At 30.8% G+C, this 13,024-nt stretch carries 14 protein-coding genes; 6 read left to right on the top strand and 8 right to left on the bottom strand.

The genetic code is table 11. The annotated features are described in order from the left end of the window. Positions 1-42: 42 nt before the first annotated feature. Entirely contained in the window at positions 43-1,479 is a 1,437-nt protein-coding gene (locus ACWJJT_RS08220; RefSeq protein WP_462956686.1) for a carbon starvation CstA family protein, read from the bottom strand. A gap of 136 nt (positions 1,480-1,615) precedes the next feature. Next, positions 1,616-1,903 (bottom strand): hypothetical protein, encoded by a 288-nt coding sequence (locus ACWJJT_RS08225; RefSeq protein WP_462956687.1) that lies wholly within the window; start codon positions 1,901-1,903, stop codon positions 1,616-1,618. 354 nt (positions 1,904-2,257) lie between these two features. On the opposite strand from ACWJJT_RS08225, the gene ACWJJT_RS08230 reads away from it, so the two are divergent. Beyond that, positions 2,258-2,866 (top strand): 3'-5' exonuclease, encoded by a 609-nt coding sequence (locus ACWJJT_RS08230; protein ID WP_462956688.1) that lies wholly within the window; start codon positions 2,258-2,260, stop codon positions 2,864-2,866. A 30-nt stretch (positions 2,867-2,896) separates the two neighbouring features. Here the strand turns inward: ACWJJT_RS08230 and ACWJJT_RS08235 are convergent, their stop codons facing one another. After that, positions 2,897-3,322 carry an acyl-CoA thioesterase gene (locus ACWJJT_RS08235; RefSeq protein ID WP_165412635.1) on the bottom strand — a complete coding sequence of 142 codons (426 nt, stop codon included), beginning with the start codon at positions 3,320-3,322 and terminating at the stop codon, positions 2,897-2,899. A 43-nt stretch (positions 3,323-3,365) separates the two neighbouring features. Next, a complete protein-coding gene (locus ACWJJT_RS08240; RefSeq protein ID WP_462956689.1) occupies positions 3,366-4,091 on the bottom strand; it encodes a hypothetical protein in 726 nt (241 codons plus the stop codon). A gap of 233 nt (positions 4,092-4,324) precedes the next feature. Here ACWJJT_RS08240 and ACWJJT_RS08245 point away from each other — a divergent pair, with 233 nt between their 5' ends. After that, the gene (locus ACWJJT_RS08245) at positions 4,325-4,489 is read left to right on the top strand and encodes a hypothetical protein (RefSeq protein ID WP_165412633.1); all 165 of its coding nucleotides are present in this window, start codon (positions 4,325-4,327) and stop codon (positions 4,487-4,489) included. A gap of 284 nt (positions 4,490-4,773) precedes the next feature. Here ACWJJT_RS08245 and ACWJJT_RS08250 read toward each other — a convergent pair whose 3' ends face one another. Then, complete coding sequence (locus tag ACWJJT_RS08250) at positions 4,774-4,941, bottom strand: zinc-ribbon domain-containing protein (protein ID WP_462956690.1); 168 nt, start codon at positions 4,939-4,941, stop codon at positions 4,774-4,776. A 240-nt stretch (positions 4,942-5,181) separates the two neighbouring features. Then, positions 5,182-6,411, bottom strand: coding sequence for an aminopeptidase (locus tag ACWJJT_RS08255; RefSeq protein ID WP_462956691.1), 1,230 nt, complete (start codon positions 6,409-6,411; stop codon positions 5,182-5,184). Between the two features lie 410 nt (positions 6,412-6,821). Between ACWJJT_RS08255 and ACWJJT_RS08260 the strand changes: the two genes are divergently transcribed. From ACWJJT_RS08260 to ACWJJT_RS08270, 3 genes are all read left to right on the top strand, one after another. Continuing rightward, positions 6,822-7,376, top strand: coding sequence for a hypothetical protein (locus ACWJJT_RS08260; RefSeq protein WP_462956692.1), 555 nt, complete (start codon positions 6,822-6,824; stop codon positions 7,374-7,376). A 223-nt stretch (positions 7,377-7,599) separates the two neighbouring features. Next, positions 7,600-7,935 carry a hypothetical protein gene (locus tag ACWJJT_RS08265; protein WP_462956693.1) on the top strand — a complete coding sequence of 112 codons (336 nt, stop codon included), beginning with the start codon at positions 7,600-7,602 and terminating at the stop codon, positions 7,933-7,935. Between the two features lie 292 nt (positions 7,936-8,227). Continuing rightward, positions 8,228-8,782: a sugar O-acetyltransferase gene (locus ACWJJT_RS08270; RefSeq protein WP_462956694.1), complete on the top strand. Its 555-nt coding sequence runs from the start codon at positions 8,228-8,230 to the stop codon at positions 8,780-8,782. A 438-nt stretch (positions 8,783-9,220) separates the two neighbouring features. Here the strand turns inward: ACWJJT_RS08270 and ybaK are convergent, their stop codons facing one another. Continuing rightward, positions 9,221-9,691 carry a Cys-tRNA(Pro) deacylase gene (gene ybaK / locus ACWJJT_RS08275; protein ID WP_462956695.1) on the bottom strand — a complete coding sequence of 157 codons (471 nt, stop codon included), beginning with the start codon at positions 9,689-9,691 and terminating at the stop codon, positions 9,221-9,223. A 238-nt stretch (positions 9,692-9,929) separates the two neighbouring features. Here ybaK and yjeM point away from each other — a divergent pair, with 238 nt between their 5' ends. After that, the gene (yjeM, locus tag ACWJJT_RS08280; protein WP_220286749.1) at positions 9,930-11,462 is read left to right on the top strand and encodes a glutamate/gamma-aminobutyrate family transporter YjeM; all 1,533 of its coding nucleotides are present in this window, start codon (positions 9,930-9,932) and stop codon (positions 11,460-11,462) included. Between the two features lie 83 nt (positions 11,463-11,545). Here the strand turns inward: yjeM and ACWJJT_RS08285 are convergent, their stop codons facing one another. Continuing rightward, complete coding sequence (locus ACWJJT_RS08285; protein WP_258280571.1) at positions 11,546-12,931, bottom strand: MATE family efflux transporter; 1,386 nt, start codon at positions 12,929-12,931, stop codon at positions 11,546-11,548. Positions 12,932-13,024: the final 93 nt, after the last annotated feature.

A 13,024-nucleotide genomic window follows, 5' to 3' on the forward strand; every position in this document is an offset into this window, starting at 1 on the left:
ATGTTAACAGCCTTTATTTTGTAATGAGATTTAAAAAAAATTTTATATATTAATGTTGCTTTTTAATTCTACTTTTTTTGATGCAATCAAGAAAATTACCATTGCTGCAATTGCTCCTATAATCCCGATCGTGTATGAAATATTTTGTGAAAGTTTAAACCCCTCTGGGGCAATTAAGATGTAAGAAGTACATACGGCTGTCATAAATGTAGCCGGCACCGTTGCCATCCAGTGTTTTTTACCCATACTAACCATATACATACCTGCTGTCCATAATACTATAGTAGCTAAAGTTTGATTAGACCATCCAAAGTATCTCCATATTATTGCAAAATCCATCTTAGTTAATATGAATCCTACCACAAATAGTGGAATACTAATTAGAAATCTATTTTTAATAGGGCCTTGATTAAATTTAAATGCATCAGCTATAGTTAATCTTGCACTTCTAAATGCTGTATCGCCAGAAGTTATAGGACAAGCCACAACTCCAAGTATAGCCAAGATTCCACCAACTTTTCCAAGCAAACTAATTGAAGATTCGTTTACTACCCATGCTGCTGTATGACCACTAATCGCCATAGTAGCATTTAACTGGTCTACTCCTCCAAAAAAACTCATTGCTGCCGCTGCCCAAATTAATGCAACTATACCTTCCACGATCATTGAACCATAAAATATCTTTTTACCTTGTTTTTCACTACTTATACACCTTGCCATTAAAGGCGATTGAGTTGCATGGAACCCCGAAATAGCACCACAAGCAATAGTTATAAATAACATAGGAAATATTGGATTTTCACCTGGGTTTGAATGCATATTCATTAAATTAGCTGGTGTTACTTCTGGAATATGGTATCCTCCAAAAATTAATGCACCAGCAACACCAACCGCCATAAATAACAAACAAAAACCAAAAATAGGATATATCTTCCCTATAAGCTTATCTATTGGAAGCATTGTTGCCAGTATATAATATGCAAATATTATATAAATTAATGTTTGAAAGTTCATTCCTGTTAAACCTTTTAAAATACTTGCTGGTCCAGTTACAAAAACCACCCCTACAAGTATTAAAAGTATTACCGAAAACACTCTCATAAAGTTTTGAAAACCTTTACCGAGATATTTCCCTACAACCTCTGGTATACTTGCGCCATTATGTCTTACTGATAGCATACCTGAAAAATAATCATGGACTCCCCCTGCAAAGATACATCCAAAGACAATCCACAAAAATGCTGCTGGCCCCCACATTGCACCTGCAATTGCCCCAAATATAGGACCTAATCCCGCAATGTTAAGAAATTGAATCAAGAAAATTTTCCAGGCGGGCATCTGAACAAAATCTACACCATCCTCTAGCCTTATAGCTGGAGTTTGAATTGCTTCATCTGCCCCAAAGGCCTTTTCTACAATTGTACCATAAATAAAATAACCTACTATAAGGGCGCTAATTGCTAAAATAAACGATACCATTTTAACCCTCCTCAATATTTATAATTACATTTAAATTTATTAACATAACTATATTATATTGACATATTCGCGATATATTATTAAGAATTAAATACAGTTTTATACATGAAAAAACAAAAAAGCGCATGGAGTACTTTTATATGCCCATTAGTTGTTTAAACTTATCTTTCCAAAGTGTTATTTTATTATTTATACTTTTTTTATCCAAAAATTTCTCATTATTTTTTAATGTACTAACTATACGCTCTTCTGAATACGGCTTTAATATATAATTATAGGCTTGAATTTCAAATGCATCTACAGCATAATCTTTATGAGCCGTAATAAAAATAATAACAATAACTCTATCCCCGTGTAGGTCACTAAAGTTCCAAATGTTCCAAAAATTATTGAGAGCATAATTAAATCTTTTTTTTGAACTCATCTTTTTGAACGATCCTCTTAAATCTCCCTATCCTAGAAACAAAAAAGCAATAAGAATCACATACCCTAAATTATTAGTAAGATTTCTTAACAATTCGATCATACATATTAACCCCATTTCACCCAATATATCTAAAAATAACTAGCCTAGTCTATTTTTCACACATGATTAAAGAAGGTTTTATAAATAGTATATACACCATTCTATAATATATAAAGATATATTATTTATGCTATAATTACTATAAGGTTATTTTTAATTAATACGAAATGTTAGAATACCTTAAATAGCCTTTATACATTATTCTATTAATTGTAAATATACACCTAGGTGATAACTACAGGAGGGTCTCTAATGCGAATGATTTTTTTTGATACAGAAACTACTGGCATAAGGCCAGGTAATATATGTCAACTAAGTTATATCCTTGTTGACACTAATTATAAACCAACAAAAACAATAGGTAAAAATATCTTCTTTACAGTAGATTATATAGAGCCATCTGCGCAAGATGTGCATGGTTTCAGTGTAGAGGCTTTATTTAAACTAAGCAATGGCAAAACTTTTGAAGATTCTCACGAAGATTTTATTGATGACTTTTTAACCGCAAACATTCTTATAGGACACAATGTTAATTTTGACATAAAATTTTTAACTCATGAACTTGAAAGTTGTGGGCATAAGCTAAATCTTAGCCATACTTTTTGTACAATGAAATATTATAAAGATATATGCAAACTTCTTACTTCAAGAGGTGGATATAAAAACCCAAAATTATCAGAAACTATTAAATTTCTTAAGTTAAATGAGACTCATATAAATTTAAAAAGCAATGAATATTTTGGAGATACTTCAAGTTTTCACGATGCTAGATTTGATACTACTGCAACCTATTTGCTAGTTACAGAAGGTATTAAGAAAGGCTTTATCCCTAAACATTATTTTTCAAAGCTTGTTAAATAATTTATAATGAAAAGATAGAATAATCGTACATTATTCTATCTTTTCAAAGAGTTTTTCAAATCCACTCCACATCTCCATATTAACTTTTTTAAGATTTACAACTCTAAATTTTTCATTAACAAAAGCATGAGTTGTACTGCCTTTAGCTAAGATTTTCCCGTCATTTTCTCTAATAACATTATAATTGAATATTACCTTAGCCCCATTTAGCTCTTTCATGAATGTTTGAATTATAATTATGTCTTCATATTTTGCACCTTCTATGTACCTACAAGAGCTCTCTACCACTGGTAACATAATATTATTTTCTTCCACCTGTTTATAGGTCATGCCTATTTCTGTTATATACTCCGTTCTACCTACTTCAAACCAAGCGTAATAATTTGAATGATGCACAATCGCCATTTGATCCGTCTCTACATACCTTACTTTTAATTTCGTTTCATTGATATACATTTTCATTTCTCCAGTCTTCATTTGTATTAAACCCTAAACATTATTAGAATTCATATATTATACCATCGCAAAATATCCTTTTAATAACCTTATTATATACATATATTTGAATTGTATCACCCTTCTTCAAGTATAAGTCTACAGGCAAATTAAGATCACATATAAAATTCCCTGATTTTATTTTTAGTTTTGTCCTGTGAATATGGTTTCTTCCCGCCAAATCTGCAATGTCTGCCCCTAATAGCAACCCCTGTCCTGAGGTCATGCTATCAATTTGTATTCTTGGATAATCTATAATCTTTGCAATCATAGGAATATCATTTCCTATTTTTTCATTATTAACATATACTGTATCCTCATTCATAATAATTGAATCATTTTCAATTATAACATTATTAATATCCACCAAGAAATATGCATTGATCTCTTCATTTGGGATACTTTTATAGTGAAATTTTTCTTCATAACGTAATATTCTAAGATATACCAATTTCAACAATTCTTCATAAGTATTATCTTTAAATTTTCCAAATTCTTTTCTCATTACATTATCTATGCTTTTGCTTAATCTTGGTTCGTTAATTTTCCCTAAAATATTTTTACAGCCTAAAAAGCTAGCTAACTCCGATTTTATTTTGATTTTATTAAAATCCTTCTCTTCCAACTTAACATCTGTGTTAGCAACCATAAATACACTTGTATATTGTGGATATGCAGATTGAATAAATCCTAAATATTTCCTATTTCTATCATATACATTAAAAGGCATAATACGTCACTTCCTCCTAAACTATTTTTAAATCATATAAAAAATATTCCATATTAATATTACACCCCTATTTAAAATTGTTAAATACAAATTTCACTAAATATTATTTTACTTAATTATTTAAAAAGGTAAAAATATCTCTACCATTTATAGTAACTTTCTCATACAAATATTTTTATGATATTAGGTTATATTATTATTATATAACCCTAATATAAAAGGAGGTAATACTTATGGACAATAATAAAAGTCACATGAAAACTGATAAAAAAACTAACGCCGAACTGAGAAAAATGTTCCCCCAAAGCGGTGGTGATATAGGAATTGAAAATGGTGTGAAAATTGATGCAAATAATGATAAATTGACTAAACGCTCTAAATTATCTCATAACAAATAATATTTTTATCGTTATAAAAACTCCAGAATGTTTCTGGAGTTTTTTAGATTGTATTTACCATTTCACTAGTTCATTCTACATAAGAGTTATTCCTAGGTTAATTTTAACTGTGACCTGCTCCAATAATAGATAACTTTATAATAAGAATCTTAATATTATGTTAGACTATGTGAAAAAATAATATTACTTATTATTTTCACTACCTTATGCACTTTTACAATTTCCTAGAAAATAAAAAAAGCCCTATAAACCCAAAGTTTTATAGGGCTTTACACTTATTTATACTATCTTCTGAAAGATGAATTATCATTTTGTTGTTTTCTTGCTCTTCTGCAATCAACACATCTTTGTGGTTCATTTTCGAATCCTTTTTCTTTGTAGAAAGCTTGTTCGCCCTCGGTGAATACGAATTCTTTCCCACAGTCTTTACAAATTATGTTTTTGTCTTCCATTTTAAACATTCCTCCTTTTATTTGGAAATTAAAATCTAAATTTGATTAACAATAATTTCCTAAAAAGAGGATATGCTGTTTATCATATTAGATTCTCTAAATAGCAATTATTAATTACTATTATATACCTATATTAACATAATATGAATGCATGTACAATATTTTTTTACTTTTTTATACAATCATTTTTTATATCAATATAAAATATTAGAAGTAGTAGACTTTCCTTTGGAAATGTGGTTAGAATGCAAAATTACCACTCTTAAATACAGGTATTTCTTTTCCATCTGCTGTAATACCTATTATTTGCAAATCTCCTGTGCCAACCATAAAATCTTCATGCACAAAGGAATCATTAACCCCTAGTTTTTCAAGTTCCTCACTACTTAAATTTTCACCATTTTTTATGCATACTGGATATGCTTTCCCAATAGCCAAATGGCAAGATGCATTTTCGTCAAAAAGTGTATTGTAAAATAGTATATTTGAATTTGATATTGGAGAATCATATGGTACTAATGCCACTTCACCAAGATAATAAGATCCTTCATCGGTTTCAATAATGCTCTTTAAAATATCATAACCATTTTTTGCTTTGAAATCTACAATTCTTCCCTGCTTAAAAGTAAGTGAAAATTCTTCAATTAGATTTCCATTATAGTTTAAAGGTTTTGAGCTTACTACTATTCCATTAACTCCAGTCTTTTTAGGAAGTGTAAATACCTCTTCAGTAGGCATATTAGCTATAAACTCTATGCCCTCTGGGGTATAATCTGATCCTCCAAGCCATAAATGATTTTCTGGAAGCTCAATTTTAAGATCAGTACCCAATGAATTTTTATATTGCAAATATTTAAAGTTATTCAAATTTAAAAAATCCATACTTTTTTTTAGATTGCTTTTGTGAGTTTCCCATGAATCAACAGGATCCTCTGTATCAACCCTTACTGTTTTAAATATAGAGTTCCAAAGTTTTTCCATTGCCTTATCCTCTGATAGTTCTGGAAAAACTTTTTTTGCCCAGGATAAAGTTGGAATTGATGCAACACACCATACATTTTTATTACTCATAAGCCTATCTCTGTATTCTTTTATTGCAGTACTAGCTGCTTTATGTGCTTTTGACAATCTCTGCGGATTAACATCCTTCATAAGTTCAGGATCAGAGGCTGAAATACTTAAGAAAGCTGCGCCCATTCGTGCATTAGATAAGTAAAAATCTCTCTGCCATTCCGGATATTCTTCAAAAACCTCTTCTGGCGCATGCATAAATTTAATTTTTGAGGATAATTCATCCCTCCAATTTATAATTACTTCCCTAGCACCCTCTATATAAGCACTCCTAGAAACAATTCTAGTAAAAGACGCGCACTCTATAGGCGAGTTGATTACAAGTGTTTGATTCTTTTGAATATTTATTCCTGTTTTTACCAATAAAAGAGCATATTTTTCTAATAATTCATTATTCATAATTTATTTTTAGCGAGTAAGTGTACATCAAGTACTCAAATTCACTAAATACTCACTTCCTTCCAATATCTCGTGTAGCCTTCTGCACGGATTGATTTTGATTACTTTATTTATAATTTATTATTAGTACATCCAAGAAAATTATACCATAGAAGACAGCGTATGAAACCTAATGTTTAGTTCCATCTATCTGCTTTTCTATTTACTTCAATGATAATAATCTTTATAACCGCTATACTAGTAATATTATTATATAAAGATAATTATGAGAACTAAATCAAAATAATTATCTCAAAATAATAATATCTGACTTTTACTTAAATATAATTTACTTAAAAACATGAATTTTTATGATTTTGGTTATACTACATTTAAACCGATAATTATTTTACTAATAAGGAGGATTTTTCATGAAATCAAAAATTGTACTATTAACATCAGCTCTATTAACTGTGTTGTTTGTAGGATGCGCTAAGCAACCTGCACCCCCAAAACAAACAACACCGCCAGAAACAACCCCAAATGTAGTAACCACAGCTTCAATAGTAAATACTACAGCTACTTTTGAAAAGGCTATAAGTAGCAAGGGGACATGGATTATTGCAATAACAAAGGATTTAGCTATTGATAAAGATCTTGTAGTTGATGGTGAGTATAAAAACGGTAAAAAAGATGATAGTGGAAAAGATATTATACAACGTAAGATAGCTCTATACAGCCAAGATGAGGATAAAAACATAACTGCTAGATTCACTTTAACTGTTCCAAAATTAACTATCAATAGTGTTAACGGCAGTATAGAACATGGGACTTTCAAAGGTGATCTTTATGTTTCTGCAAATAACTTTCAGTTAAAAGATGCGACCGTTGATGGAAATATATATTTTACTACTGATGAAGCTAAATCTACATTCAAAATGGATGCCAAAAGTAAATTGACAGGAAAAACGGAATTAAAAAAATAGTATAGTATCACAAATATTAAACCATTAAAAAATCGAGTTTTTTAATGGTTTAATTTTATTTTGAAATTTTGTAATCATGTAGGTCTCTTTAACTATTTACAATTACTTATATATAAACCAATAAAGATTCTTTAGAGGTATGTTTTAAATTAGAAAAGGTAGTAACATAAAATGTTATTTTACATAATAATATATTGTGTATAACTTTTATAAGGAGATTTTTATGAAAAATTATTCAATGGAAAACATGAAAGAAATGAACCCTACGATGCCTATTAATCAAATGGATCATATGATGCCTACGATGCCTATGAATCAAATGAATCCTATGATGCCCACCATGCCTATGAATCAAATAAATCCTATGAATCCTATGATGCCTACGATGCCTATGAATCAAATGAATCCTATGATGTCAATGATGCCTATGAATCAGACACCAATGGATCCTATGATGCAGAACTGTATGATGCATATGATGCATATGATGTGTATGATGTGTATGATGCATATGCATCATATGATGCCTATGCCCGACAAAGACAATGTAAAAAAATAATTTTCTACTTAGATTCGAGCAAAATCATATAATTAGGCTAAGTCACATAAATAATCTAAGTGACTTAGTTTTTTTTCTTCCATGCTTATTTTGCCATAATTCCCTTTCCAAATTCTTGTGAAACGCGCCCCTTATTCTCGCTGTATATCATATACTTTAAAGACATATCACATGGTTCCATTTCTAATCACTTTACTTTCTATATTAAGCTTTATTGGCTCTTTAATTCTACTGTTTATTCTACTATGCTATACTCATACTAACTAAGTATATAGAATAAGGAGTGTATAAAATGACTGAACAACAAAAGATGCTAAATGGTGAAACATATAATGCCTATGATAAAGATTTAGTACTCTTAAGAAATAAAGCTAGGCATCTTACAAAACTATATAATAATACAGATCCCGAGGAAACAATCGAGCGAATAAATATTATTAAAAAACTACTTGGAGAAATAGGCGGGAATTTTGAAATAGAACCTCCCTTTCATTGTGATTATGGCACTAATATTGAAATTGGAGAAAATTTCTATGCGAATTTTAATTTTTTGGTTTTAGATGATGGACTTGTAAAAATTGGACATGATGTATTGTGTGCTCCTAATGTAAGCATATTTACTGCAACTCATTTAATTGATCCCAAATTAAGGCCCAAAAATGCTGATTATACAAAAGCTGTAACTATAGGGAATAATGTATGGATTGGTGGTGGCTCTATAATAAATCCCGGTGTAACTATTGGGGATAATAGCGTAATAGGTTCTGGTAGCGTGGTTACAAAAAATATTCCGGCTAATGTTATCGCTGTTGGAAATCCTTGTAGAATAATAAAAAATATTGATTAATTAATAAAAGTACCTAATATAGTACTAACAACTGTTGTATCAACATTTCATCTTTAAATTGAAATCCGATAATGAAATAAATTACAAGTAATATTAAAAATGCTCGATATTCAAAAAACTACTGAAATATATATTTCAGTAGTTCACTATCTGGCTTTTGCCAATTTTTTTATTCACATTCTTTTGTAACCTAAGTTCAACTTCTTCTTATCTAAACTGTAATTGCATATTATAATATTTTACACCCAATTGTGCAAATACTTCCACTTATAGTAGTTACTTCCACTTATAGAAGTGTGAGACTTTCCTTCTGAAATGTCGTTAAAAGTTTTTAGAAACGTAATTTATCATTAACATCCCCTATTTTAAAATTGCTAATACACCACCCTATGATAATTTATTATCCCGATTGGATAATCCCTCAGAATAATTGTTAGATTACTTTACTAAAAAAGAAAACTCACCCTCCACATTATCCTTTAATAAATTTGCGTTGATTTCTACTTGAACTCCTATTTTTCCGGCACTTACAATTATGGTATCTATTTCGAGAGCACTTTTATCAATAAATGTTTTATACTGTTTCTTCATACCTATAGGGGAACACCCCCCTCTAACATATCCTGTAACCTTTTGAAGATCCTTTAAATCTAACATTTCTATTCTCTTCTCGTTAGTTACTTTAGCTACTTTCTTAAAGTCCATTTCTTCTCTAACTGGAATTAATATAATATAAATATTTTTAGAAATTCCATGTGTCACTAAAGTTTTATAGACATACTTTTCATCTCTACCTATCTTATTTGCCACAGACACTCCATCTATTTTATCATCTTTGATATCATAAGTTATAACATTGTATTCTACATTCCCTTTATCTAAAATTCGCATAGCATTTGTTTTTATCATCATCTTCCCCTTTATTTAAATGGATTTACAATAAAAAGTTAGTTTCAAAGCTTCCCTTATTATATCCTCTTTTCTTACCTTATGCACTATTTACCTAATCACAATAGTATTTATTGGTCTATTTTACAATTATTAACTATAAATAACCCCTTTGCTATTGAAATTTTTACCAGTTGCTATATAATGATATTAACAAAGTAAATTAACTTAGATCGTCTACATTAAAGGGGGAAAAAACATGTCGGAAAAAGTAAAAAGTACTAAACATTTAACATTAGTATCATTAGTTTTAATGATTTTTACTTCGGTTTATGGATTTAACAACATTCCCAGATCATTCTATAAGATGGGTTATGCTGCCATTCCTTGGTACATACTGTCTGGAATAACATTTTTTATTCCTTTTGCTTTCATGCTATCTGAGTTTGGTGCAGCTTTCAAGGATGAAAAAGGTGGAATCTACTCATGGATGGAAAAATCAGTGGGGGCTAAATTTGCTTTTATGGCAACGTTCATGTGGTACGCATCTTATGTAATTTGGATGGTTAACGTTGCATCGGGAATTTGGGTTCCAATATCGAATGCAATATTTGGTAAAGATATAACACAGACTTGTTCCTTATTTGGATTAACCGGGCCTAAAACTTTAGGAATACTTGGAATGCTTTGGATAATATTTGTTACATTTATATCAACTAAGGGATTAGATAAAATTAAAAAGGTAACTTCACTAGGTGGCACTGCAGTTGCATTGTTAAATGTAGTATTATTAGTCGGATCTCTACTAGTCCTTATAGGAAATCATGGCCAGTTAGCTCAGCCAATAACTGGACTTAGTTCATTCATATCCTCGCCAGATCCTGCTTATTCTGGAAATATGATTTCATCATTTGCTTTCGTAGTATTTGCTATATTTGCTTATGGTGGTATTGAAGTTGTTGGAGGACTAGTTGACGAAACAGAAAATGCTGAAAAAAACTTCCCTAAGGGTGTTGTTATTTCAGCAATTGTTATCTCAGTTGGATACGCACTTGGACTATTCCTTGTTGGTATATTTACTAACTGGTCAACTGTTATGACTGGAAATGGCGTTCACTTAGGTAATGTTGGTTATGTAGTAATGAGTAACCTAGGATATTCTCTTGGTAGCGCATTCGGTGCAAGCGAAGCAACATGTTTAGCTTTGGCGCATGGAGTAGCTAGATTCGTTGGGCTTTCAATGTTCTTAGCTTTAGCCGGTGCATTCTTTACATTAATGTTTTCTCCATTAAAACAATTAATTGAAGGTACTCCAGCTAAATTATGGCCTGGGAAAATGGCAGAAATGAAAAATGGAATGCCTCAAAGGGCTATGTGGATTCAAGCTACAATAGTTTGTGTTATTATTGCTCTTGTATCCTTTGGTGGAGAGAATATGTCAGGTTTCTTCGTTGTATTAGTAGCTATGACTAATGTAGCTATGACTCTTCCATACATGTTTATAGCTTTTGCTTTTGCACCATTTAAGAAAAACAAAGATATTATTAAGCCTTTTGAAATATTCAAAACTGAAAGAAGTGCACTAATATGGACAATAGTTGTTATGTTCACTGTTGGATTTGCAAACTTCTTCTCAATAATACAACCAGCACTGGAAGGAAAATTGAGCATAACACTTTGGAGTATAGGTGGCCCGATATTTTTTGCGGCTGTTGCCTGGTTTATGTATAGCCACTATGAAAAGAAATATTTAAATAAAAATATACCCTTTACAAATAAAAATTTTAAATAAGTCTATGCTGAATCAAAAAGATGATTTCTGTGTTGTGCACAGAAATCATTTTTTTGCTTTTCACATTATATTATATAATTTCCTCAATAAATAATTTTATTATTATTCCATTTACCTGATTTCATGTAGATTATACACATTACAAGTGATGCGAATGTTGCAAGAGGAGAAGCAAATCCAATTTCATATAGAGTCATACCTACTATTTTACTTAAAACAAAAGATAACGGTATACGAATGATAAATGTAGCAATTAAACTGTGAATCATTGGAAATAACGAATTACCACAACCACTAAAAAACGAGTTCATACAAAATACAAAGCATACCAAAATGCAATCGATGCTGTATGATTTAATATATAATGCAGCTGTTTCTATGACCGCTGTATCCCTAGAAAACAATGCTGTAAGCGATGTTGGATTCCATTGTGCATATGCATAACATATTATTCCTAATATTAATGAGCATCCCGTGCCTATATACAAACATTGTTTTGCTCTTTCCTTCTTTCCTGCCCCCATATTCTGAGCTGTCATCGCTGCAATTGCTGAAGCAAATGCAATCGTTGGAAGCATTGTAAATACAATTATTTTTTCGACAACACCTACAGATGCAGAAGCAGTAAGTCCCATTACATTAATAACTGCTGTAATTATTATAAAAGAAATATTAATTAAACCATCCTGTAATGCTATTGGTAATCCTAGCTTAAATACCTTCTTTGCTTTTCCTGCTTCAATCCTAATATGACTACGATGAAACTCAAAGTTAAAACCTATCTTTTTTATATACAGCACCCCAATTATGAAGCTTATAGCTTGAGCAGCTATAGTAGCAATTGCAGCTCCTGGCGCCCCCATATGGAACCCACCCACTAATATTAAATCTACCATAATATTAGTTACGCAAGCTACCGCAATAAAGAATAATGGTGCTTTTGAATTGCCTAGCCCTCGCAGAATACCACTCAACGCATTGTACCCTATAATAAATGGAATACCACAAGAACAGATAAAAATATATTCTTTTGTGTATTTAAATGCCTCTGTTGGCGTATTCATTAAATTTGTAATAGTACCTGTCATTACCACCATAATTACAGTCAACACAGCTGCTATTATACCAAATGTACAAATGATAGTTCCAACTGACTCTGCAATATCTTTATATTTTTTTGCACCCAAATAGTTGCCAATTAAAATAGTACCTCCAGTTGTTAATCCAAGGATAACGCTTGTGATTGTCTGCATAATCTGGCTTCCTGTTGCCACAGCAGAAACTTGCGCCGAATTATCAAACTGTCCAACAACCAACAAATCAGCTGCACCATAGAGTGCTTGCAACAAGCTTGCTAATAGAAACGGAAATGCAAATTTTAAAAGCGTTGGGATAACCTTACCCTCTGTTAAAGTATTCTCTTGTTTCATAATAACCTTTCCTTCTGTTAAAATGTTCTGTTGTGTCATAATATGTGCCTCCTAAAATAAAAAAATGCTGGATAAGGCAGTTGGCTTTATCCAACCATCTTATCCAGCATATAATTATCTATATACCCTCCG

This window comes from Clostridium sp. CM041 (genome assembly GCF_055081035.1).